This window comes from Neoroseomonas alkaliterrae (assembly GCF_014199195.1).
GTDB classification, from domain to species: domain Bacteria; phylum Pseudomonadota; class Alphaproteobacteria; order Acetobacterales; family Acetobacteraceae; genus Neoroseomonas; species Neoroseomonas alkaliterrae.
In genome coordinates this window covers 661,443-684,067 of record NZ_JACIJE010000001.1, presented here as the reverse complement: position 1 = coordinate 684,067, position 22,625 = coordinate 661,443, and the positions used below count along the sequence as shown (strand labels likewise).

General features: G+C 72.9%; 23 protein-coding genes. 11 read left to right on the top strand and 12 right to left on the bottom strand.

The window, feature by feature from the left end; genetic code table 11:
* Window positions 1–141: 141 nt before the first annotated feature.
* The 4 genes from FHS88_RS03300 to FHS88_RS03285 all read left to right on the top strand — a co-directional run bounded on the left by FHS88_RS03300 (window position 142) and on the right by FHS88_RS03285 (window position 3,480).
* The gene (locus tag FHS88_RS03300; protein ID WP_184481228.1) at window positions 142–807 is read left to right on the top strand and encodes a peptidase associated/transthyretin-like domain-containing protein; all 666 of its coding nucleotides are present in this window, start codon (window positions 142–144) and stop codon (window positions 805–807) included.
* A gap of 109 nt (window positions 808–916) precedes the next feature.
* On the top strand, window positions 917–1,876 hold the full coding sequence (locus FHS88_RS03295; RefSeq protein WP_184481226.1) for a Bug family tripartite tricarboxylate transporter substrate binding protein: 960 nt from the start codon (window positions 917–919) through the stop codon (window positions 1,874–1,876).
* A gap of 192 nt (window positions 1,877–2,068) precedes the next feature.
* Window positions 2,069–2,791 carry an acetoacetyl-CoA reductase gene (gene phbB, locus FHS88_RS03290; protein ID WP_184481224.1) on the top strand — a complete coding sequence of 241 codons (723 nt, stop codon included), beginning with the start codon at window positions 2,069–2,071 and terminating at the stop codon, window positions 2,789–2,791.
* Between the two features lie 50 nt (window positions 2,792–2,841).
* A complete protein-coding gene (locus FHS88_RS03285; protein WP_184481222.1) occupies window positions 2,842–3,480 on the top strand; it encodes a YciI family protein in 639 nt (212 codons plus the stop codon).
* Between the two features lie 201 nt (window positions 3,481–3,681).
* Here the strand turns inward: FHS88_RS03285 and FHS88_RS03280 are convergent, their stop codons facing one another.
* The 4 genes from FHS88_RS03280 to FHS88_RS03265 all read right to left on the bottom strand — a co-directional run bounded on the left by FHS88_RS03280 (window position 3,682) and on the right by FHS88_RS03265 (window position 7,812).
* Complete coding sequence (locus tag FHS88_RS03280; protein WP_184481220.1) at window positions 3,682–4,452, bottom strand: SDR family NAD(P)-dependent oxidoreductase; 771 nt, start codon at window positions 4,450–4,452, stop codon at window positions 3,682–3,684.
* The gene (locus FHS88_RS03275; protein WP_184481218.1) at window positions 4,452–5,408 is read right to left on the bottom strand and encodes a D-2-hydroxyacid dehydrogenase; all 957 of its coding nucleotides are present in this window, start codon (window positions 5,406–5,408) and stop codon (window positions 4,452–4,454) included. Before FHS88_RS03275 ends, FHS88_RS03280 begins: the two co-directional genes overlap by 1 nt.
* A gap of 54 nt (window positions 5,409–5,462) precedes the next feature.
* On the bottom strand, window positions 5,463–6,227 hold the full coding sequence (locus tag FHS88_RS03270) for a Crp/Fnr family transcriptional regulator (RefSeq protein WP_246419220.1): 765 nt from the start codon (window positions 6,225–6,227) through the stop codon (window positions 5,463–5,465).
* 79 nt (window positions 6,228–6,306) lie between these two features.
* Window positions 6,307–7,812 carry a S8/S53 family peptidase gene (locus tag FHS88_RS03265; RefSeq protein ID WP_184481216.1) on the bottom strand — a complete coding sequence of 502 codons (1,506 nt, stop codon included), beginning with the start codon at window positions 7,810–7,812 and terminating at the stop codon, window positions 6,307–6,309.
* 103 nt (window positions 7,813–7,915) lie between these two features.
* On the opposite strand from FHS88_RS03265, the gene FHS88_RS03260 reads away from it, so the two are divergent.
* Complete coding sequence (locus FHS88_RS03260; RefSeq protein ID WP_184481214.1) at window positions 7,916–9,712, top strand: adenylate/guanylate cyclase domain-containing protein; 1,797 nt, start codon at window positions 7,916–7,918, stop codon at window positions 9,710–9,712.
* 25 nt (window positions 9,713–9,737) lie between these two features.
* Window positions 9,738–10,751: a phosphatase PAP2 family protein gene (locus FHS88_RS03255; RefSeq protein ID WP_184481212.1), complete on the top strand. Its 1,014-nt coding sequence runs from the start codon at window positions 9,738–9,740 to the stop codon at window positions 10,749–10,751.
* A 157-nt stretch (window positions 10,752–10,908) separates the two neighbouring features.
* Here FHS88_RS03255 and FHS88_RS03250 read toward each other — a convergent pair whose 3' ends face one another.
* From FHS88_RS03250 to FHS88_RS03235, 4 genes are read right to left on the bottom strand one after another with little or no spacing between them, the layout of a single operon-like run.
* Window positions 10,909–12,279 (bottom strand): MmgE/PrpD family protein, encoded by a 1,371-nt coding sequence (locus FHS88_RS03250; RefSeq protein WP_184481210.1) that lies wholly within the window; start codon window positions 12,277–12,279, stop codon window positions 10,909–10,911.
* Between the two features lie 10 nt (window positions 12,280–12,289).
* On the bottom strand, window positions 12,290–13,264 hold the full coding sequence (locus FHS88_RS03245) for a hydroxyacid dehydrogenase (RefSeq protein WP_184481208.1): 975 nt from the start codon (window positions 13,262–13,264) through the stop codon (window positions 12,290–12,292).
* A gap of 10 nt (window positions 13,265–13,274) precedes the next feature.
* Entirely contained in the window at window positions 13,275–13,877 is a 603-nt protein-coding gene (locus FHS88_RS03240; protein ID WP_184481206.1) for a thiamine pyrophosphate-dependent enzyme, read from the bottom strand.
* Between the two features lie 4 nt (window positions 13,878–13,881).
* The gene (locus FHS88_RS03235; RefSeq protein WP_184481204.1) at window positions 13,882–14,433 is read right to left on the bottom strand and encodes a thiamine pyrophosphate-binding protein; all 552 of its coding nucleotides are present in this window, start codon (window positions 14,431–14,433) and stop codon (window positions 13,882–13,884) included.
* Between the two features lie 146 nt (window positions 14,434–14,579).
* Between FHS88_RS03235 and arfB the strand changes: the two genes are divergently transcribed.
* Window positions 14,580–15,005, top strand: coding sequence for an alternative ribosome rescue aminoacyl-tRNA hydrolase ArfB (gene arfB / locus FHS88_RS03230; RefSeq protein ID WP_184481346.1), 426 nt, complete (start codon window positions 14,580–14,582; stop codon window positions 15,003–15,005).
* A 34-nt stretch (window positions 15,006–15,039) separates the two neighbouring features.
* On the opposite strand, the gene FHS88_RS03225 is transcribed toward arfB, so the two are convergent.
* On the bottom strand, window positions 15,040–16,200 hold the full coding sequence (locus FHS88_RS03225) for an MFS transporter (RefSeq protein ID WP_184481202.1): 1,161 nt from the start codon (window positions 16,198–16,200) through the stop codon (window positions 15,040–15,042).
* Window positions 16,197–16,943: a dienelactone hydrolase family protein gene (locus FHS88_RS03220; protein WP_184481200.1), complete on the bottom strand. Its 747-nt coding sequence runs from the start codon at window positions 16,941–16,943 to the stop codon at window positions 16,197–16,199. Before FHS88_RS03220 ends, FHS88_RS03225 begins: the two co-directional genes overlap by 4 nt.
* Before the next feature lie 94 nt (window positions 16,944–17,037).
* On the opposite strand from FHS88_RS03220, the gene FHS88_RS03215 reads away from it, so the two are divergent.
* On the top strand, window positions 17,038–17,637 hold the full coding sequence (locus FHS88_RS03215; RefSeq protein WP_184481198.1) for a glutathione S-transferase N-terminal domain-containing protein: 600 nt from the start codon (window positions 17,038–17,040) through the stop codon (window positions 17,635–17,637).
* Window positions 17,638–17,662: 25 nt separating this feature from the next.
* Here FHS88_RS03215 and FHS88_RS03210 read toward each other — a convergent pair whose 3' ends face one another.
* A complete protein-coding gene (locus FHS88_RS03210) occupies window positions 17,663–18,388 on the bottom strand; it encodes a transporter substrate-binding domain-containing protein (RefSeq protein WP_184481196.1) in 726 nt (241 codons plus the stop codon).
* 68 nt (window positions 18,389–18,456) lie between these two features.
* Complete coding sequence (locus FHS88_RS03205; RefSeq protein ID WP_211842420.1) at window positions 18,457–19,428, bottom strand: tripartite tricarboxylate transporter substrate-binding protein; 972 nt, start codon at window positions 19,426–19,428, stop codon at window positions 18,457–18,459.
* A 140-nt stretch (window positions 19,429–19,568) separates the two neighbouring features.
* On the opposite strand from FHS88_RS03205, the gene FHS88_RS03200 reads away from it, so the two are divergent.
* The 3 genes from FHS88_RS03200 (at window position 19,569) to FHS88_RS03190 (ending at window position 22,616) form a co-directional block, all read left to right on the top strand.
* Window positions 19,569–20,372 carry an IclR family transcriptional regulator gene (locus FHS88_RS03200; protein ID WP_184481194.1) on the top strand — a complete coding sequence of 268 codons (804 nt, stop codon included), beginning with the start codon at window positions 19,569–19,571 and terminating at the stop codon, window positions 20,370–20,372.
* 26 nt (window positions 20,373–20,398) lie between these two features.
* Window positions 20,399–22,207, top strand: coding sequence for a thiamine pyrophosphate-binding protein (locus tag FHS88_RS03195; protein ID WP_184481192.1), 1,809 nt, complete (start codon window positions 20,399–20,401; stop codon window positions 22,205–22,207).
* 82 nt (window positions 22,208–22,289) lie between these two features.
* On the top strand, window positions 22,290–22,616 hold the full coding sequence (locus FHS88_RS03190) for an NIPSNAP family protein (RefSeq protein WP_184481190.1): 327 nt from the start codon (window positions 22,290–22,292) through the stop codon (window positions 22,614–22,616).
* Window positions 22,617–22,625 lie beyond the last annotated feature (9 nt).

The window sequence follows — 22,625 nt, the reverse complement described above, 5'->3', positions numbered from 1 at the left end:
GCGGCAGCGCATGGGTGATCCGACCAGAAAGTGATCCGAGTTAACAAAATCGGAATGGACCGGTCTGTCTTTACACATTAACGGTCGGGCAACACATTCGTTCCGGGCCAGTCCGCCCGGAGCCCAGGAGAACGCCCGCCCATGACGCCCCATGCCACCGCCATGCGCCGCTTCGCGGCCGCGCCCGCCCTCTTTGGCCTGCTGCTGCTCGGCGCCTGCGGCACGCGCCATATCGAGGTGGACAACCGCGCCCTGGATGGGCAGCCCAAGCCGGCGGCGTGGAACGGCACCATCACCGTCTCCTCCGATCCGGCCGGCGCGCGCTGCATCGTGACGCGCGACGGGACCGAGGTCGCCCGCATCGCCGCCACCCCCGGCAATGTGCAGCTCGCCCGCGGCAACAGCCCGGCGCAGGTCACTTGCTCGGCGCCGGGCCGCATGGACACCACCGTCACCCTGCGCCCGCTGCGCGACTTCGGCCTGCATCACCACCAGCCCACCGGGCCCTTCGGCGCGATCAACCACCGCGAGGACATCGCCACCGGCCGCGTCCGCCGCTTCGAGAACGTGACCGTCGCGCTGCCACCGGCGAGCTTCGCCTCCGCCGCCGAGCGCGACGCCTGGTTCGCCCAGCGCGCGCAGGCGATCCGCGCCGGATGGGCCGAGCCGATCGCCCGCGCGACGCGCTCGCAGGAGGCGATGATCGACTCCGCCGCCACGCTGCGCGGCTACGAGGCCGAGGACCTCGCCGCGCTCGATCGCCAGCGCGCCGCCGCGGTCGTCGCGCCGTCCGCCCGCCGCCGCTGATGCCGCGGAGGCCGGCCTTCGGGCCGGCCCGCCGCAGGCGGAGCGCTTCCCCGCGCCGGCGGCGCCGCGATACTGTCGCGCAATCGTTCCCCGCCCCGGAGCCCCGCACATGCTGCGCCGCCGCGCCGTCCTCGCCAGCCCCGCGCTGCTCGCAACACCTGCGCTCGCGCAGCCTTATCCGGGGCCGGTGCGCATCATCGTGCCCTTCGCTCCCGGCGGCACCACCGACATCATCACCCGGCTGATCGCCGACGAGATGGCCCGGCGCCTTTCCACCACCATCGTGGTCGAGAACCGGCCCGGCGCGGGCGCGACTCTCGGCACGGGCCTCGTCGCGCGCGCCGCGCCGGACGGGCAGACGCTGCTCGTCTCCACCATCTCGGGCATGGCGGTCGGGCACACGCTCTATCGCGACCGCATCCAGTGGGATGCCGACCGCGACTTCGCGCACATCGCCATCATGCTCGGCACGCCCTACCTGCTGCTGGTGCATCCGGCGCAGCCGATCCGCACGGTGGCCGACTTCATCGCCGCGGCGAAGCGCCCGCCCGGCCTCGCTTACGCCACCAGCGGCATCGGCTCGGTGCCGCATCTGATCGGCCTGCGCCTCGCCCAGGCCGCCGGGTTCGAGCTGCAGCACATCCCCTATCGCGGCGGCGCGCAGGCGGCGACCGACGCGATCGCCGGCGTGGTGCCCTCGGTGATGGACAGCCTGACCGCGGCCTCGGCCTATATCCGCGCCGGCTCGCTGCGCGTCATCGCCTTCACGACGCGCGAGCGCGTGCCCGACTTCCCCGAGGTGCCGACCTTCGTCGAATCCGGCTTCCCCGACATCGTCGCCGATGGCTGGGCCGGCATCGCCGCGCCGGCCGGCACGCCGCGCCCGCTGCAGGAACGCCTCGCGGGCGCGATCCGCGAGGCGATCGCCGCGCCCGCCGTGGCGCGCCGCTATGCCGAGACCTCGACGCTGCCCGGCACGCGCTTCCTCGACGATGCGCAGGCCTTCGTGCGCAGCGAGATCGCCGCCTGTGCGCCGGTGGTCCGCGCCTCGGGGGCGACGCCGGGCTGACACGCCGCGGAAGGCGGGGCGGCGCGCCGCGCGCGGCGGCACCGCGGCGAGAGCGGCCGCCGACGCGCTTCTTTCGCCCCGCATGGATTTCCGCTGGCGCGCCGCGCCGCGACGGGTTTTGATCATCCGCAAGGATCGCCGGTCCGCAGGCATGCGAGGGACCGCGCATCCGCAAACGGGAGGAGAGCAGGCATGGCACGCGTCGCACTTGTCACCGGGGGCCAGCGCGGCATCGGCGCGGCGATCAGCGAGGCGCTGCAGGCCGCGGGGCGCAAGGTCGTCGCCTCCTATGCCGGCAACGACCAGGCGGCCAAGGCCTTCACCGACCGCACCGGCATCCCCTGCTACAAGTTCGACGTGGCCGACTTCGACGCCTGCGCCGAGGCCGTGAAGCGCATCGAGGCCGAGGTCGGGCCGATCGAGATCCTGGTCAACAACGCCGGCATCACCCGCGACGCCACGATGAAGCGCCTGACGCGCGAGATGTGGGATGCGGTGATCGATACCAACCTCGGCTCCTGCTACAACATGTGCAAGCTGACATGGGACGGCATGACGGCGCGCAAGTTCGGCCGCATCGTCAACATCGGCTCGATCAACGGGCAGGCGGGGCAGTACGGCCAAGTGAACTACGCCGCCGCGAAGTCTGGCATCCATGGCTTCACCAAGGCGCTGGCGCTGGAAGGCGCGCGCAGCCAGGTCACCGTCAACGCCATCGCGCCCGGCTATGTGGACACCGAGATGGTGCGCGCCGTTCCGCCCGACGTGCTCGAGAAGATCATCGCGCGCATTCCCGTGGGGCGGCTCGGCCGCGCGCAGGACATCGCGCGCGGCGTGGTGTTCCTGACCGCCGATGACGCCGACTTCATCACCGGCTCGACGCTCTCCATCAATGGTGGGCAGCATATGTATTGAGGCGCCGGCCGGCTGACGCGGCCGGCGCCGCCATCGGGGGGGGGAACCGCATGGGCTACGCCGTCATCGCCTGGGACGGGCCGGATCCGGCGCGCCGTGCGGCCTCGCGCGAGCGGCACCTCGCCGTCATCACGCGCTGGGCCGAGGAGGGGCGGCTCGCGCTCGGCGTGCCGCTCTTCACCCCGGACTGGCGGCCCGCAGGCTCGCTGATGGTCCTCGAGGTGCCGGACCGGGCGGGGCTCGATGCCTACCTCGCCGAGGAGCCCTTCGCCACCGAGGGCGTCTGGGCGCGGTGGGAGGCCCACCCCTTCCGCCTCGCGCCACTGCCCTACCGCCCGCTGCCGCAGCCCGGCGAGGCGGTTTCGCCGACCCGCACCCACACCGTCATCATCGCGCGCGACGGCACGGATGCGGGAGCGCCCGCCCGCCGCATGGCCGTGCGTGAGGCGCATCTGGCGCGCGCCCGCCCGGCGGCGGCGGACGGCACGCTGGCGATGGGCGGGGCCGTGCTGGACGAATCCGGCACGATGCGCGGCTCGATCGCCGTGACGCGCCACGCGACCGACGACGCGGCGCGCGCCTGGATGGCCGAGGACCCGTATGTGACCGGCGGCGTCTGGCAGGAGGTCACGCTGCACGGCACGCGCTTCGCGCCGCTGCCCTATCGCGCGCTGCCGGGCGCGGGATGAGCCGCGCCGCGAGGCTGAGGCAGGCGCGCTGCAGAGAAGGGCCGGTAGGTCGCGGACACCCCGCGAGCCCCACGCGCGACGCCGGCAGACGCAAGGTCCAAGTGTGGACCGTGTGCAGTGGCGACCCACCGCGCCGGACAGCGTGATCCACATCGGCGCCTCCTCGGCGGCGCGGCATGGACCGGTTCCGAAGCGGCATCCCTAGAACAGCGAATACCCGCCGTCGATCACGAGGCAATCGCCCGAATGGTAGGCCGAGGCGTCGCTCGCGAGATACACCGCGATCCCGCCGAAATCCGCCCCGGTCCCCCAGCGCCGCGCCGGGATGCGCGGCAGCACGGCAGCGGCGAAACGCTCATCGGCCACGCTGCCGGCGGTCATTGCCGTCTCGATCCAGCCGGGCAGGACGGCGTTCGCGCGGATGCCGTGGCGTGCGAGTTCCACCGCCAGCGCGCGGATCATCGCCACCATCGCGCCCTTGGTCGCGGCATACTGCGCGTTGCGCGCGGCGCCCTCGATCGCGGCGAGGGACGCCGTGCCCACCAGCACGCCGCCGCCGCCGCGCTCGACCATGTGCCGCGCCGCCGCGCGCAGCGTGTGGAAGGCGCCGTCCAGGTTGACCCGCGTCACGCGGTGCCATTCGGCGCTGTCGAGCTCGGTGAAGCGCATCTTGCGCCCATAGGTGCCGGCATTGGCGAAGCAGGCATCCACGCGCCCCAGCGTGGCGAGCGTGCCGGCGAAGGCCGCCTCCACAGCGGCCTCATCGCCCACGTCGCAGATCTCGGCATGCGCGCGCACGCCGGTGGCCGAGAGCGCCGCCAGGGCCTCGGCGTTCTTCGCCGCGTTGGTGCCCCAGATCGCGACATCCGCGCCCGCCTCCGCCAGCGCCCGCGCCATACCGAGGCCGATGCCGGAATTGCCGCCGGTCACCAGCGCGACCTTGCCGGTCAGGTCGAAGGGTCTGTAGGCCATCAGTAGCCCGCCTTCCGGTCCACGAGCTGGGTCAGCGGCGCGCCCTCGACGAAGCGGCGCAGGTTCTCGACCAGCAGCGCCGCGACCATGGAATCGCGCTGCGGATGCAGCCCGCCGATATGCGGCAGCACCATGATCCTCTCCTCCTCCCAGAAGGGATGCCCGGCGGGCAGCGGCTCGGTGCGGAACACGTCGATGATCGCGCCGGCGATGGTGCCCGCGCGCACCGCCGCGACCAGATCCTCGTCCCTGATCAGCGCGCCGCGCCCGAAATTCAGCAGCCAGGCGGACTTCTTCATCCGCGCCAGCCGCGCGGCGTCGATGAAGTTCTCGGTCTCCGGCGTGGCTGGCAGCAGCAGCACCACGAAGTCGCTCTCCGCCAGCACCGCATCGGTCTCGGCGGGCGCGAAGACGCGCTCGACATGCGGCACCGCGCCCGGGCTGCGCTTCGTGCCGATCACCCGCATCTCCAGCGCCTGCGCCTTGCGCGCGAGCTCGGCGCCGATCGCGCCGAGGCCGAGGATGCCGAGCGTGCTGCCCGCGAGCGTGGCCGAGACGCGCCGCGTCCAGCGCCGCGCGGCATTGTCGGCGGCGATGGCGGCATAGGGCTTGGTGATGTGGAACAGCGCGCCGAGGATGTTCTCCGGCATCTGCACGCGGTGCGTGCCGCGCGCGCAGGCCAGCGCGACATCGGGCGCGAGATCGGGCCGCGACAGCCAGTGCTCGACGCCCGCCGTCAGCGCCTGCACGAAGCGCAGCTTCGGCATGCGCGCGAGGATCCCCGGCGGCGGGCCCCAGGAGAGCAGCGCTTCCGCCTCGGCCAGCAGCGCGTCATCCGGCGTCACGGCGCGCGGCACGGTCTCGACGCGCAGGCGCGCGGCGAGGCCCGCCTCCTCGATCGCGCGCGCATAGGGCTCGGCCCCGTCGGTCCACAGCAGCAGCAGCGGCTTGCTCATCGGCATCCCTCCATCCTGCCGCGAGCCTGCGGCAGGCGGGGATGCGCGTCCAGATCAGGCGGCCGGGGCGCGCAGCTCCGCCGCGACCGCGCGCTGCATCTCGTCGGCGCGCAGGATGCGGATGGCGCGGCGGTCCCGCGAGAGCCAGCCTTCGCGCGTCATGTCGGACAACTCGCGCGAGACCACCTCGCGCCTTGCGCCGATGCGCGCCGCGAGCTCGTGGTGGGGCGGCGGCGGCGAGACCACCCGCTCCCCCGGTGCGCCGGCGCGCGGGCGGGAGAGGCGCAGCAGCTCGGAGAAGAGGCGCAGCCGCACCGGCAGCGCCTCGCGTTCCAGCGTGCGTTCGGTCTGCAGCCGCAGCTTGGCGGCGAGCGTGCGCAGCAGCGCATGGCAGGCCGCGGGCGTGGCGAAGACGAAGTCGAGGAAGGCCCGCGCCGGGATGATGCAGAGCCGCGACCGCGCCACCGCCGTGACATTGGCCGCGCGCGGCATGCCGTCGATCGCGGAGAGCTCGCCGAAGAACTCGCCCGCGCCGAACTCGTTGAGCAGCACCTCCCGCCCCGAGGCGGCGCGGAGCTGCACCCGAACCGCGCCCGCGGCGACGAAGAAGATGTCGGTGGAGGGCTCGTCCTCGTCCACCACCACCTGCCCGGGCTCGACCACCCGCCAGCGCGCTGCGGCGGCGAGCCTCTCCAGCGCGGCCGGGGCGGCGCCGCGGAAGAAGGGCAGGTCGGTCAGCGACGGCGCGCGTCCGTTCTCGGTCATGGCCGGGCGCAGCCAGACAAGGTGCGGATGGACGGGATCCGGGATCGCACGCATCGCAAGCCTCCGCCGGCACCCTGATGGCGCCTTCCGGCGAAGCCTGCGACGAGACGCAGCGCCAAGGGAGTGACCCGCATCACCCGGCGCGCGCCTCCGTCGCGCGGGCCGGGGCCGGCGCGGCGTGGGTCTGCGCGAGGCTCTTCACGACCGCCCGGCAATCGAGGATCCCTTCGCCAGTGCGGTCGGACCAGGTGGTGCTGCCGTCGAGCTGCCAGGCCGTCGCGCGCAGCCTGTCGAACAGCGCCCGCGGCGCGACGACGGTGGAGTTCCATCGCGTCCGCAGCGCGGCGACGACGCCCGCGGCGACGCCGCAGGCCGAGGAGGAGCCGCCCGCGATCAGCCCCGGGCTGTCGAGCACGCGGAACTGCGCCGGCGCCGCCACGTCGGGCTTCAGCCGCGGCTGCGGATCGTGGCCGAAGCGGCCCGGCCCCTGCGAGGAATAGCCGACCCACATCCCGTCCGCCCGCACGCCGCCGACCGTCAGCACATCCTCGAGCAGGTGCACGCCGCGGATGCCGCGGCCGGGGCCGATCACGCTCTCGGCGCAGCGCCGGTCGGGGCAGAATGCGCCGCAATTGCCCGCCGCGAAGACGATGTCGGCGAAGGGCGTCATGGTGTCGAGCGCGAGGGCGAGCCAGTGGTAGCGGTTGTGCGAATACTCGCCCTCCACCGCCTCGCCTCGCGGGTCGTAGATGGACCAGGCGTTCACCAGCACCCAGCGCCCGCGCCAGCGCGCGGGGTTGATCGCGGCGAGGATGCCGATCTCGATGCGCATGCGCAGGATCAGGCCGAACATGTCCGACAGGAAGGTCGGCAGGTTCGAGCCGATGCGCGGCGGGATGATGGGGCAGTCGAAGATCATCGCGCGCGGCGCCAGAGCGAGCACGCGCCGGGCGATCATCGTGCCGTGGGTGTTGTCCGGCGCGGCCTGGCCCGGCAGCGGCAGGCCGGGGGTCCACCACCCGCCCATGAAGGCGGTGCCCGGGGGCAGGCGCGACGCGCTCACGCCCTGGTCGATGATCACCACCTTCACGCCGGAGCCGTCGTACTCCGCCCCGGCGATCGCGTCGGCCCGGATCAGCCGGTGGGCGTCGGGCTCGGTGCCGAAATCCTCGCCCTCGCCCCGCCCGGGGCACCAGTGCAGCGCCGCGCCGAGCGGGATGTCCCCCTCGGCCACCTCCACGCCGGGCGCGCCGGGGCGTTCGCTCGTGCCGAAGGTCTTGCGCAGCGCCTCGCTCAGCCGGCGCGCGATGCCCTCCTCGTCGCAGAGGATGCCGAAGGCCGCATCGGCATCCCTCGGGGCGGGCTGCGCCAGCGCCTTCTTCTCCTCGGGGAAGTCGCCCTCGAGGTCGAGCCCCCAGTCGCGCAGCGGCAGCCGGGTGACCGCAAAAGGCAGCCGCCCCCCCTCCCTGGGCTCGGCGAGGCCCGCGAGCCGCCCTATCGCCCGCGTGACGGCGCCGAGATCGCCCTTGGCATAGGCCTCCTGCAGCTCGGGGCTGGCGCGCTCCAGCCCCTTGCGCACCACGAAGGCGCGGCGGACCGGCTGCGGCGCGGGCTTTTCGGGGGGCGGATCTGCTGGCATGCGGCGGCGCTCCGGTCGTGCTGCACCCGTATCCTTGCACTTGCCGCAGGTTTCGTGAAATCTCCGTGAGACAACTCACGCGCGCAGCCGGAACCCTGGGGCGATGTCCGCCGACAATCTCGCTTGGGCCATGAACGCGGAGGGCGATGTGGGCGAACGTCGCTTCGCCGCCTTCGCCTTCGCCGATGTGGTCGGCTACACGATCCTCATGGCCACCGAGGAGGCGCGGACGCACCGCCGCTGGATGGCCGTGCTCGACGGCGTGCTGCGTCCGCTGGCCGGATCGCATGGCGGGCGCATCGTGAAGTCCACCGGCGACGGCGTGCTTGCCGAGTTCCGCACCCCCCAGGGCGCGCTCGGCTGGGCCCTGCAGGTCCAGCGGCGCCTCGCCGAGGCCGATGCCGCCGATCCCGAGGCCCCCACGCTCGCGCTGCGGATCGCCGCGCATATGGGCGAGGTGACGGCGACCCCGCACGACATCTACGGCCAGGGGGTGAATGTCGCCGCCCGCCTGCAGGAGCACGCCCCGGCCGGCGGGCTGCTGCTCTCCGCCGCGATGGTGGAGGCGCTCGGTCCCGCCCTCCCGCGCCCGCCGCGCGACCTCGGCCTGATCACCCTCAAGCACCTGCCGGAGCCCGAGCGCGCCTTCATCCTCGACCCCGAGACGCCGCCCGCGCGCCTGCCGAGCCCGCCCGACGTCTCGCCGCTGCCCTCGCTCGCGGTGCTGCCCTTCCGCAACCTCGGCGGCGACCCGCAGGACGACTACTTCGCCGACGGCGTGGTGGAGGACATCGTCGTCTCGCTCGGCAACCTGCGCGAACTGATGGTGGTCGCGCGCTCCTCCACGCTGTCCTGGCGCGGGCGCGACGCCGACCCGCGCGAGGTCTCGCGCGCCCTCGGCGTGCGCTACGTCGTCTCGGGCAGCGTGCGGCGCGCCGGGCGCGAGATGCGGGTGCAGGTGGAACTCTCCGACGCGCAGACCGGATCGCGCCTGTGGGGCGACCGCGCCGAGGCGACGGGCGGCGGGCTCTTCACCCTGCAGGACCGCATCGTGGAACGCATCGTCGCCGGCGTCGCGCCGCATGTGCGCGCGGCGGAGCTGCAGCGGGCGATGCGCAAGCGGCCCGAGAGCTTCACCGCCTACGACCTGACGCTGCGCGGCCTCGCGCTGATCCAGGATCTCGAACGCGACCGCTTCGCCGAGGCGCGGGCGCTGTTCGAGCGCGCCATGGCGCACGACCCCGGCTTCTCACTGCCGGTCGCCTGGGCGGCGCGCTGGCACAGCATCAATGTCGGGCAGGGCTGGTCGCCCGAGCCGCGCGCCGACATGGAGCGCGCCGCCGCGCTCTCGGCCCGGGCCATCGAGCTCGACCGGCAGAACAGCCTCGCGCTCGCCACGCACGGGCATGTCCGGTCCTACCTGTTCCACGACTACGACACCGCCCTGGTGTTCTTCGAGCGCGCGCTCTCGGCCTGCCCGAACAGCGCGCTGGCCTGGCTGCTCTCCTCCGCCACGCTCTCCTATGTCGGCCGCACCGAGGAGGCGATCCGCAACGCCGAGCACGGGCTCAGGCTCTCGCCCTTCGACCAGAATCTCTTCTCCTACTACAACCTGCTCGCCATCGCGCATTACTGCCACGGCAACCTCGCCGAGGCGCTGCGCTGGTGCCGCCTCTCGGATGCCGAGACGCCGCACTTCACCTCGAACCTGAGGGTGATGATCGCCGCGCTCTCGGCCGCCGGCATGGCGAGTGAGGCAGGTCACGCCGCGGCGAGGCTGATGCGCCTCGAGCCCGGATTCAGCCTTGCGGAGTATGCCGCGACGCGCATGCCATACCGCGACCCGGCCATCCGCGCCCGCATGCTGGCGGACCTGCGCGCGGCCGGGCTGCCCGAGTGACATCGAGGACGACAGGGAGAGGATCATGAGCGGCATCGGCACGGCGGATTCCTCCGACAGCTCCGATTCGTCGGACAGCAGCGACAGCTCCGACAGCTCCTCCTCGAGCGCGGGCTTCCGCAGCCGCTCGAGCGCGCGCCCGATCGGCATCACGCCGGAGATCTTCAAGGAGACCGGCGAGAGCTGGTTCCGCGGCAACCGCTGGCCGCCGCAGGACCTGCAGGCGATGAAGGGCTGGATCGTCCCGCCGCCGCTGCCTGCCTTCCGCATGGCCGAATGGAGCCCGCCGCATTTCGCCGTGGCGGTGATGACGGAGTTCGCCACGCAGACCGTGCCCGCCTCCTGGACCAGCATCGCCATCCCGCCGCCGCCGGACGCGGCGCAGACCGCCGTCGAGCTCGCCGAGCTGATGGAGATCGCGGAATTCCGGGCCGCCGCGATGGCCGAGGCGATGCTCCAGCGCGACGACATCATCGGCTATTTCCGCGGCGTGCTCACCTTCAAGGCGAGCTCGCATCCCTGGACCTTCCGGCTCTGCCATGCCGCGGTGCGGGTGGGGCAGTTCCTCGTCATGCACCACAAGCGGCTGCACGGGCGGGCGCGGCCCTCGGTCGTCGCGCCGGCGCTGATGCCGCCGATCGACCCGCCCGGCCACCCCGCCTACCCGAGCGGGCACGCCACCCAGGCCTATCTGCTCGCGATGGTGCTGGCCGAGATCATGCCCGGCATCGCCTGGGGCGAGGGCAAGGGTGGCGCGAAGATGCCCGTCACCGCGGCCGACATCGCGCAGGTCGCGGGCAGCATCACGACCAAGGTGCGGACGGTGGGCAATGTCGAGGGCCGGATCCGCCACACTCCGCTGTGGCGCATGGCCGAGCGTGTGGCGCGGCTGCGCGAGGTGATCGGCGTGCACTACCCCTCGGACAGCGAGGCGGGGCTGCGGATCGCCGTGCAGGCGTTGCCGATCCTGCTCGCCTGCCCGCTGGTCGGCACGCCGGGCACCGGCGCGCTGGCGCGCGCGCGGCTGGAATGGGCCTGACGAGCGGCGCGCAGAGGCTGACCCTTCCTCCGCCCGGCTTCAGGCCCGTTGTGCCGCGCGGGCGCCCCGCACGCGATGCCGGCTCGCCGCAGGTCGAAGCGCTCGCCGGCCGGCATGACGCGCCGGAGAGGCGGCCGCCCCACCGGCCGAGCCGGTATCACTCCGCCGCGCGCGCCTGGTTGACGACCAGCGGCACCACGCCCGGCAGCGCCTGGCCTTCCCAGAGCTGCGCCAGCAGCGCCTTGGCCTGGGCCGGGCCGATCATGTCCGAGGTGAGCTCGAGGAACTTGTCCGACAGGTCCTGGTCGGTCAGCGGCGCATCGGGGTCGCCCTTGCGCGTGTGCTGGTGGCGGAAGAGCACGCGGCCATCCTTCAGCCGGATCTCCACCTTGGCCGAGCGCTTGGACGGGAAGGCCGCGGCGCATTCCGGGTCGAGCGCGACCGTGACCTTGCCCATCAGCGCGCGGATCGCGGGATCGGTCAGGCGCTCGGGCGCGAAGGCCGCGAGGCGCACGCCGCCGTGGAGCAGCATCGTCGCCACCGTGAACTGGGTGGAGAAGCGGCATTCCTGCTCGGTCCGCGCATCGGGCCGGTCGCAGACATCCTTCGTCGCCTTGTAGCCGCCGACCGCGACCGAGACGACGTCATCGGCCTTGAAGCCGTGTTCGAGCTGCAGGTCGCGCACGGCGTCGAGCGCGGCGAAGATGTGCCCGCAGCAGCCGTGGTTCTTCACCGTCATGTCGGTGACGGCGTAAGGCTTGCCGATGCCGGCCAGGGCCTTGTCCCACTTGCCGGTGTCCTCGCTGGTGGCAGCCGCGAAGCCGGCAGGCCCGTGCAGCACGTCGAGCGCGCCCGTCATCCCCCGCGCCGCCGCCATGGCCGCGAGTGCGCCCGCTTCCGCCGCGTGGCCCGGATGCAGCGGCTTCGACATGCCCTCGCCGCGGAAGGCCTGCTGCAGTCCGCTCGCCATGGTGGCGGCGGTGGCGATGGCGTGCGCGGTGCGCTCGGCGTCGCAGTCGAGCAGCACGGCGACGGCGGCGGCGGCGCCGAAGGTGCCGACCGTGCCGGTGGTGTGCCAGAAATCGTAGTGCGAGGGCTGCACCGCCACGCCGATGCGGCAGGACACCTCGTAGCCCGCGACGATGGCGCGCAGGAGCTGCTCCATCGTCGCCCCGCGCGACTGCGCGGCGGCAAGCGCGGCGGCAATGGTCGGGCAGCCCGGGTGATAGACGGCATAGCGGTAGATGTCGTCGAACTCGACCGTGTGGGAGGCCGTGCCGTTCACCAGCGCCGCATGGCGCAGCGGCACGCGCCGCCCGGTCACGTAGCAGACGGCGCCGCCGCCGCCGCGCGTCTCGTCCTCCAGCGCGGCGGCGATCAGCGTCGCGGGCGGGCGCGAGCAGCCGGGCAGCGTGGCCGCGAACCAGTCCACCAGCACGCGGCGCGCGTGATGCGCCACGTCCGCCGGCATCTCCCGCGCGCGCCAGGAGGCCGCGTGGTCGGCGAGCACCAGAAGCGGGTTCGTCATGGCGTGCTGCTCACGCGTTGCCGCGGAGCACCTCCTTGTTGATGACGACGTCGGGATCGAGCTGGCCCCTGAAATGGGCGAAGATGCTCTCGGCGCAGGACAGGCCCATGCGGCGTGTGGATTGCTCGGTCGCGGCCGCCGAATGGGGCGAGACGACGACATTGGGGAAGTCGAGGAAGGGCAGCCTCGTCGTGACCGGCTCCTCCTGGAACACGTCGAGGCCCGCCGCGCCCAGATGTCCGGTCTTCAGCGCATTGGTCAGCGCCGCCTCGTCCACCAGCGTGCCGCGCGCGGTGTTGATGAACGCCGCGCCGGGCTTCATGGCGGCGAAGAAGGCGGCGTTGACCATGCCCCGCGTCTCGGGGTTGGAGGGGCAATGCGTGGTCACGATGTCGGCCTGCGCCAGGCCCTCGTGCAGCACCTTCACCGGCTTGAATCCCGCGCCCTTGATGGTGTTCTGCGGGATGTAGGGATCGTGCACCAGCACGTCCATGCCGAAGGCCGCGCAGAGCCGCGCCACCCGCCCGCCGATCCGCCCGAATCCCACCACCAGCACGGTCTGGCCCGCGAGGTCGAAGGTCTTCAAGGACGGCTTCGGCCCCCAGTCGAGCGCCTTGGTGTTGCGGTCGTAGTCCAGCGTGCGCCGCGCCGTCGTCAGCATCAGCATCAGCGCGTGCTCGGCGACCGAGACGGCATTGGCGTCCGGCGTCACGGTCAGCGGGATGCCGCGCTCGGTCAGCGCCTCCACGTCCACCGCGTCGTAGCCCACACCATGGCGGCAGCAGATGGACAGCCGCGGCGCCCTGGCGAGGAAGTCGCGGTCGATGCGCGTGGCGCGGACGATGATGGCATCCGCGGTCTTCATCGGCTCGGCCAGCGTCTCCGGCGTGACGGGATCGAGCATGGTGATGGTGTAGCCCGGCTCGGCGCGCAGCCGCGCCATGGCGTCCGGGTGCAGCGGGCGGAGGCAGACGACATGCGGCATGGCGCGCCCCTCAGAGCTGGTGGTGCGCCGCGGGGCCGAGGATGGCTTCCCGCATGCGGTTCTGGATGATCGAGCCGTCGCGCGGCGGCAGCACCAGCTTCTTGCTGGCGGCGTCGATCTTCGCCACCGCGAAGAACGGGCCGTTGCCGGCATGGATCGCCGCCTTGAGCGCCGGCACCTCCTCGGGCTTCGTCACCAGCATGGTGTGCGGGAAGCCCGCGCCCCGCGCCATCGCCACCAGGTCCACGCCGTATTTCGTGGCGGTCTCCTGCATGCCGGTCTCGCCGTAATGCTCGTTGTCCTGCACCACGATCGAGAGGTTGCGCGGCTTCTTCACCGCGATGGTCGCGAGCGCGCCGAGGCCCATCAGCATCTCCCCGTCGCCGGTGATGACGAGCACCTTGCGCGCGGGCTGCGCGAGCGCGAGGCCGAGGCCGATCATCGCCGCCGCCCCCATGCCGCCCCACAGCGGCAGGTTGAGCGGGTGGTCGCCGACGGCGGTGATGTCCCAGGCCGGCGCGCCGAGGCCCGCGATCACCGCCATCTCGCCGCGGTCCTCGAGCAGGGCGCGCGTCAGCTCGCGACGGTCGAGCTTTCCGGATTCCGCGAGCATCGTCTCAGTCCTTGCCGAAGGTCTTCGCCCCGATCACGCGCTGGCCGATCAGCGTCGCGGTCGGGCGGAAGGTGTTGAAGGCCATGCGGATCGTCGCATCCACGGTGGGTGCGATGTCCTCGGGGCGGTCGGCGCGGCGCACGATGGTGCCCATCGCCTCCAGCACCGCCTGCGTCGCCTCGCCCATCGGCACCTGGGCCGGGTTGAACTCCCCGAAATCGCCGCGCATCGTCACCAGCATCGGCATCGGGCAGCGATGGATGTGCGAGAGCGAGAGCATGTTGATGCAATTGCCCACGCCCGAGGACTGCATCAGCAGCACGCCCTTCTGTCCGCCCAGCCAGGCGCCCTGCAGCAGCGCGAGGCCCTCCTCCTCGGTGGTCAGCGTGGTCACCGCGATCGCGTTGTCCGCGAGGCAGCGGCGGATCAGGCGGGAATGGCCCGCATCGGGCACCAGCGCCACCTGGCGGATCTCATGCTTCTTCAGCAGGTCGTAGATCTGGTCTGGCCAGTCGGCGGCCGCGTCCGGCGCCTTGTCGATCGCGTTGGGATCCATCCGTTTCCTCGAAACTCGGCTTCCCGCGCATCCTAGGCCGGGGCGGGAGGCTGGCAAGCCGGGGCCGCCCCGCGCCATGATGGTGCGGCCATGCCCTTCGCGCAGACCATCCTCCGCAGGCGCCTCGCACGCGGCCGGTGCGCGCGATGATCCGCGTCACGCCCCGCATCCTGCTCGACGAGTCCGAGATCACGGAGGATTTCCTCCGCGCCTCCGGCCCCGGCGGGCAGAACGTCAACAAGCTCGAGACCGCGGTGCAGCTGCGCTTCGCCGCCATAGCCTCGCCCCGCCTGCCCGATGCGGTGAAGGCGCGGCTGGCCGCGCTCGCCGGGCGGCGCATGACGAAGGACGGGGTGCTGGTCATCACCGCCCAGCGCCACCGCACGCGCGAGCGCAACCGCGAGGACGCGCTCGAACGCCTGCTGGCGCTGATCCGCGAGGCCGCCGCGCCGCCGCCGCCGCCGCGCAAGGCGACGACACCGACGGCGGGTTCGCGGAAGCGCCGCCTGGAGTCCAAGACCCGCCGCGGCGCCACCAAGCGCCTGCGCGCGAGCCGGCCGGAAGAGGAATGAGGCGGCGCCGACGCGCATGGCCGAAGCGGCGCCGCTACCGGCGCCCGGTGAGCGCCAGCACCGCGCCCATCAACGCCATCGCCGCCGCGAAGGGGCCGAAGCCCCAGAACCCGACGCCCGCCATGATCCAGCCGCCGAGCGATGCCGCGCCGAGCCAGCCGATGCTCGCCGAGGTCACGTTCAGCCCCAGCACGGTTCCCCGCACATGGTCCGGCACATTGGCGAGCGCCGCCATCAGCGGCGGCCGCGCCACCGCGCTCACCAGCGCGTAGAGGAAGCCGAAGGCCACCGTCCCGAGGAGCCCCGGCGTCCAGCCGAACAGCAGGATCGCCGCCGCGCCTGCCGCCAGCATCGCCCAGGCGAAGCTGCGCGAGCGGTCGGGCAGCCGGTCCGCCACCTGGCCGCCGAGCACGGTGCCGAGGATGTTGCCGATGGCGAAGACCGCGAGCGGCAATGCCACGCCAGCCGGGCTCAGCCCGTAGGTCACCTGCAGGAAGGTCGCGAAATACACGACCGTCAGCCCGTAGCAGATGCGCTCGGCCACACCCATCGCGAGCAGGCGCAGCACCGGCGGCGTCATGGCGCCGCGCAGGCTGGCGCGCGGACCGCCGCCGCCGGCATCGGGCGCCGGCCTCAGCGTGGTGGCGAACAGCCCGAGCGCCGCCAGCACGGCGACGCCGGCCACCACCTGGTGCACGCCGCGCCAGGACAGCCAGGTGCCCATCCAGGCCGCCAGCGGCACGCCGACGAGCAGCGCGAGCGACTGCCCCGCCATGATCCAGCCCAGGGCGCGCCCGCGCTGCTGGTTGACCGTGCGCGCCGAGGCCTCGGCCATGATCACGCCTGTGAAGGCGCCCGCGCAGGCGCCCGCCGCGGTCGCCCAGAGCGCCGCGCCGGGATAGCTGCCCGCCAGCGAGAGCAGCACCAGGCAGGCGGCGAGCCCGAGCGGCGCCCCGACCAGGAAGGGCCTGCGCCCGAAGCGGTCCGAGCCCGCACCGGCCGCGAGCGAGGACACGCCCCAGGCGATCGAGGTCGCGGCCATCAGGTTCGCCACCAGCGGCAGGCTGACCGAGAGGTCGCGCGCCATGTCGAGCAGGAAGGGCGCGCGCGTCGTGCCGGAGGAGGAGGCCGCGAACATCGCGAGGCAGCCTGCCGCCAGCATCGCCCAGGGCATGGGCGGCAGGCGCGGCGTCACGCGGCGGAGAGCCTGCGGCGGTAGAGCGCGATCAGCCTCTCCCAATGCCGCTCCGCCGCATCGCGGTCGTAGCACCAGCGCGAGGGGAAGGCGAAGCCGTGATGCACGCCCGCATGGATCTCGATCTCCCCCGGCGCGCCCGCGGCCTCGAAATGCCGGCGCAGCTCCTCGACCATCGGCAGCGGCGCGAGGTCGTCGTGCTCGGCGCAGGCGATGTAGAGTTCGGCGCGGCCGCGGGCGAAGGTGAGGTGCGGGCTCTCCTCCGCATCGGAGACCAGCCAGGTGCCGTAGAAGGACGCCGCCGCCGCGATGCGGCCCGGATACCGTGCCGCCGCCGCAAGCGCATAGGGCCCCGACATGCAGTAGCCATGCACGCCGATCGGCCCCTGCGCCGCGATGCCCGCGCGGTCGAGGAAGCCGATCATGTCCGCGACATCCTCCATCACCGGCGGGATGGTCATCTTCGTGCGGATGGCGCGCATGCGGGCGCGTTCGGGGTCGCCCTCGATCATCACGCCGGGGCCGAACAGCGTGTCGCGCCCGGCGCGATAGTAGAGGTTCGGCAGCAGCACGCAGTAGCCCGTGGCGGCGAGGCGGCGCGCCATGTTGCGCAGCTCCTCGCGGATGCCGGGCGCGTCCATCAGCATCAGCACGGCGGGCGCGGGCGCGCCGCGCTCGGGCCGGACGATGAAGGTCTCCATCGCGCCGGCGCGGGTGGGGATGTCCTCGGTGGTCTCGATCATGCGGCGCGTCCTCCGCCGCCCAGGCTAGACGCCGGATGGACGGATGACGATGGGCGGTGGAGACTGCGCGCAGCAGACCCGGAGGGAACGCGGCATGAAGCTCGCCTATTCGCCCAACAGCCCGTATGTGCGGAAGTGCTGGGCGCTCGCCATCCAGCGCGGCATCGAGGACCGCATCGAGCTGTGGACGGTGCCGACGACGGACCCGGCGCTCGCCGCGGTGAACCCGCTTTCCAAGGTGCCGACGCTGATCACCGACGAGGGCCAGGCCATCTACGACAGCCCGGTGATCTGCGAATACCTCGACAGCATCGGCTCCGGCCCGCGCCTGTTCCCCGAGAGCGGCCCGGCGCGCTGGAAGGCGCTGACCCAGGCCGCGCTGGCCGACGGCATCCTCGACGCCACCCAGCCGCGGCGGCGCGAGGTCGCGCTGCCGCAGGACGAGGGGCGCATCACCTACATCAAGCTCCAGCAGGGCAAGGTGGCGCGCGCGCTCGACGCGCTGGAGGCCGATGCCGACAGCCTCGGGGATCTCGGCACGATCGGCGAGATCGCGATTGCCTGCGCGCTCGGCTATCTCGACTTCCGCTATCCGCACGAGCCCTGGCGCCCCGGCCATCCGAAGCTCGAGGCGTGGTACGCGCGCGTCGCGCAACTGCCGCCCATGTCGCGCACCGTCCCGCCCGGCCCCTGAGCCGGCGGGCGCGGCCGCGCCGGCCTCATGCCGCCGGCGCGACCGAAAGCCCCTTCACGCCGTGCTTCCCGATCAGCCGCGCGACGAGCCCCGTGCGCTTGGCCTCCTCCACGAAGTCGCGCAGGAAGGCCGCCGCGCGGGTGTTGCGCTTCGCCGTCCCGATCGCCTGCTGCACGGTCATGAAGGACCCCTCCAGGATGCGCGAGCCCGGCAGCGCCGCGTGGTCGGCGATCAGCCGCGGCCGCAGCCCCGCCAGCGCCTCGAGCCCCTGCTCGCGGAACAGCGCGAAGGCGCCGTCTATGCTTTGCGCGTGCACCAGCGCCGCGTGGCGGATGTTGCGTTCGAGCCAAAGGTCATAGGCCGCGCGCGCGGTGCTCGCGATCCGCACGCCCGGCCGGTCCACCTGATCGAGCGCGGTGATGGGCGAGCCCGCGGGCACCAGGAAGGTGGCCTCGATCTCCGCATAGGCGGCGGTGAAGGCGATGGTCTCGGCTCGCTGCGGCTCGGCGCCGATCAGCCCGATGTCCCAGGCATCCGTGCCGCAGGCATCGGCCAGGATGCCCGGCCGCGCATAGGGCACGAGGCGCAGCGGCACGCCGAGCCTTTCGGCCACCGCACGCGCCATGTCGGGCGCCACGCCCACGGGGCTGCCATGCTCGTCGCGCCCGGTGACGAGCAGGAAGTTCGACAGGTTGATGCCGGCGCGCAGCACGCCGTGCGGCGCGATCTCGGCGATGATGTCGCTGGTCATGGAAGGCCCGCCCCCGTGCGATGGCCGGCGAGGATGCCGGCGCGCGCCGGGGGCGGCAAGGCGGCGCGCTACTGCGGCTCGATGCCCGCGGCGCGGATGACGGTCGCCCAGCGGTCCACCTCGCTGCGCACGAGGCGGGCCAGCGCCTCGGGCCCCTGCGCCTCGGGCGCGGCGGGGATGGAGCCGAGACCCTCGATGCGCTGGCGGATGGCGGGGTCGTTGATCGCGGCGCGCAGCGCCTGGTCGAGCCGCGCGACCACCGGCGCCGGCGTCCCGCGCGGCGCGAAGACCGCGTTCCAGCCCTGGAAGATGTAGTCGGGCACCCCGGCCTCGACGGCCGAAGGCACGCCGGGCGCATTCGGGTTGCGGGCCGCAGCGGCGGTCAGCAGCCCGCGCATGGTGCCCGCGGTGACCTGCGGCACGGCGGCGGGCGCGAGCACGCAGGCGCTGTCCACCTGCTGCGCCACCACGTCGTTCACCGCCGGCCCCTCGCCGCGATAGGGGATGTTGTTGAACTGCACGCCCGTCAGGTGCTGGAACAGCGCGCAGGCGAGGTGGTTGGTCGAGCCGATGCCGGCATGGCCGTTGGTGATCCGCCCCGGATTGGCGCGCGCCATGGCGAGGAATTCCTGCATGGTCTGCGCCGGATGGTCGCGCCGCACCACGAAGAAGAGCGGCGTGCCGGCGATCAGCCCGATCGGCTGCAGTTCGCGCGGGTCGTAGGCGATGTTGCGGTAGATCGAGGGCGCGGCGGAATGGCTGCCGAGGCTGCCGACGGTCAGCGTGTGGCCGTCCGGCGCGGCCTGCGCGCCGCGCGCCCCGCCGATGGTTCCGCCCGCGCCGGAGACGTTCTCGACCAGCACCGAGCGCCCGAGGGTGCGCGTCATGTGCTCGGCGACGATGCGCGCGAGCACGTCGGTCGCGCCGCCCGGCGCGAAGACCACGATCATGGTGACGCTGCGGCTGGGGAAGTCCTGCGCGCGGGCGGGCAGGCCGCAGGCCAGCAGCAACGCCGCCGCGGCGGCGAGAATCCGTTTCACCTTCGCTTCCTCCCAGGATCGGGCCTCGTGGCCCTTCTGCGTTGCGTGCAGCGAAACCCTTTTCGCATGGCGACGTCAAGCGTATAGATGAGGCACCAAGTTTCGCATGACGGATCGCCGGGGCGAAGGAAGGGAAGGGCATGGAGGAGGATTCGGCGCCGCGCGGGGGCAGGGACCCCTATCTGCTCGCCTCCCTGCATCGCGGCCTCGAGGTCCTGGACTGCTTCGCCGAGCGCGAGGCGTGGTCGCTGTCGGACCTCGCCGCGCATCTCGGCCAGAGCAAGGCGACCGTGTTCCGCGTGCTGCACACGCTCGAGCAGTTCGGCTACCTCGCGAAGGATCCGGCGACGGGGCGCTACGCGCTCGGGCTGCGGCTGCACGCGCTCGGCTCCTCGGCCATGCGCCACGAGCAGCTCCGCTGGCAGGCGCTGCCGCCGCTGCAGGATCTCGCGCACAGCACCGGGGAGACGGTGCATGTCGGCATCCTGCACGACGGCGTGGTCGTCACCGTGCAGATCGTCGAGGGCACGCACGCCGTGCGGATGCATTCGGCGGTGGGCAAGCGCAGCCCGGCCCATGCCAGCGCGCTCGGCAAGGTGCTGCTCGCCTACCTCCCGGATGCGGAGGTGGACGCCATCGTGCGCGAGCGAGGCCTCGCCCGCTACACCGCCAACACCATCACCGATGCGCGCGCCCTGCGGGAGGCGCTGCACCGCGTCCGCCTGGACGGCTTCGCGCGTGACGAGGAGGAGATCGAGATCGGCCTGCGCTGCCTCGCCGCGCCGATCACCGACAGCACCGGCCGCCCGACGGCGGCGCTGGCCATCTCCGCGCCCGCCGCGCGACTCGACGCCGCGCATGCCGAGGCACTCCTGCCGCGCGTGAAATCCGCCGCGGCACGCATCTCCCGCATGATCGGCAGCCCGTCCGCGGCCGCCGCCTGACGCACGACACGAACGGGGAAACGGCCATGGACGGCACCGCCAAGGCCGCGCTGATGAACGGCGCGGACATCATCGTCGAGCATCTCGTGAAGAAGAAGGTGCCCTACCTCTTCGGCCTGTGCGGCCACGGGATCACGGGCTTCATGGATGCGGCCTTCAAGGCGCAGAACCGCATCCGCACCGTCTCCACGCATCACGAGCAGACCGCCGGCCACATGGCCGACGCCTATTTCAAGGTGCGCGGGGAGCCGGTGGCGACCTTCACCTCCTGCGGGCCGGGCTCGGCCAACCTCGTCGTCGCGCTGGCCGCGGCGATGATGGATTCCTCGGCCTTCCTGGCCATCACCGGCAATGTCCCGACAAGCCAGTTCAACCGCGGGCCGTTCCAGGAGACGGGGCGGCACTTCCAGGGCGACTTCCCCTCCGTGGTGCGGCCCTATGTGAAGCGTTCCTTCCAGCCGACGCGCGCGGAGATGGTGCCGCTCGCCGTCACGCAGGCCTGGGACATGCTGACCGCGGGCAGGCCCGGCCCGGTCAATCTCGACGTGCCGCTCAACGTCTTCGTCGAGGAGACGGCGGTGCGCGCCCATGGCGGCGCGGAAAGCCGCATCGCCAATGCCACGCCGGGCGATCCCGCCATGCTCTCGGCCGCGCTCGAGGTGCTGCTCGCCGCGCGGCAGCCCGTGATCATCGCGGGGCAGGGCGTGCTGCTCGGCCAGGCCTCGGAGGCGCTCGTCGCCTTCGCGGAACTGACCGGCATTCCCGTGGTCACCAGCCCCAACGGCAAGGGGGCCATCCCCGACCGCCATCCCCTCGCCTTCGGCGCCATCGGCCGCAACGGCGCCTATGCGGCGAACGACGCGACGCGCAACGCCGATGTCATCCTCGCCATCGGCTTCTCCTTCGACGACCGCGCGACCTCCGCCTGGCTCGACGGCTACACGCTCTCCATCCCGCCCACGCGGCTGATCCAGATCGACCTCGACCCCGCCGAGATCGGCCGCAACTACCCGGCCGAGTTCGGCATCCTCGGCGATGCGGGGGCGAGCCTGCGCTTCCTGGCCGAGGCCGCGCGCCCGCGGCTCTCGCCTGCGCGCAGCATCGCGCCCTGGCTCGCGCGGCTCGAGAAGGGCCGGCAGGTCTGGCGCGAATACCAGGCCGGCCTCGCGGAGTCCGACCAGATGCCGCTGCGCCCCGAGCGGCTGATGCGCGCCCTCTCGCGCGCCATACCGGAGGATGCGGTGGTCGCCTCCGATGTCGGCGTGCACCACAACTGGATCATCCAGCTCATGGACGTGATGCGCCCGCGCCAGCTCATCCATTCCTGGGGATTCGCGGCGATGGGCTTCGCGACCTCGGGCATCCTCGGCGCGAAACTCGCCGCACCCGATCGCCCCTGCGTCGCGGTGGTGGGCGACGGCTCCTTCCTGATGACGCCGCATGCGCTCGCCACCGCGGTGGAATACGACATCCCCGTGGTCTGGGTGGTGTGGAACAACAACGGCTTCTGCTCGATCCGCGACATCCAGCACGGCATGTTCGGCGGGCGGGAACTCGCCACCGCCTTCGAGATCCAGCGCAGCGGCGAACTCTACAGCCCCGATTTCGCGATGATGGCGAAGTCCTATGGCGTGCCGTCCCACCGCGTGACGCATCCCGGCGAGGTCGAGGACGCCATCCAGACGGCGATCAGGGCGAACCGCCCCTACCTCGTGGAAGTGCCGGTGGACCGGGACATCCGCCCGATCGGCACCGGGTCGTGGGATCTGCCGCCGCTGCCCAATCCGGAGCCGAACTTCCTCAAGGCGCTGCAGGCGCGCGGCCTCTCGCTCTGACCGCCGCCCCCTGGCGCGCGGGATGACCGCGCGCCATGCTGGCCGCCGACGCACCCGAAGCGAGAACCAGGGGGATTCGCCCATGATCCACGAACTGCGCCACTACCGCTGCGTGCCCGGCAGGCTGCCCGCGCTGCTGCGGCGGTTCGAGACGACGACGCTGCGGATCTGGGAGAGGCACGGCATCCGCCAGGCCGGCTTCTGGACCACCGTGATCGGCGAGAACAACCAGGACCTGCACTACCTGCTCGCCTGGGAATCGCTCGCCGAGCGCGAGAGGAAATGGGCCGCCTTCCTGGCCGACCCCGAATGGATCGCCGCCCGCGCCGAGACCGAGAAGGACGGGCCCATCGTCGCGCAGGTCGCCAACATGATCCTGCAGCCCACCGCCTTCTCGGCCGTGAAGTAGCCGCCTGCC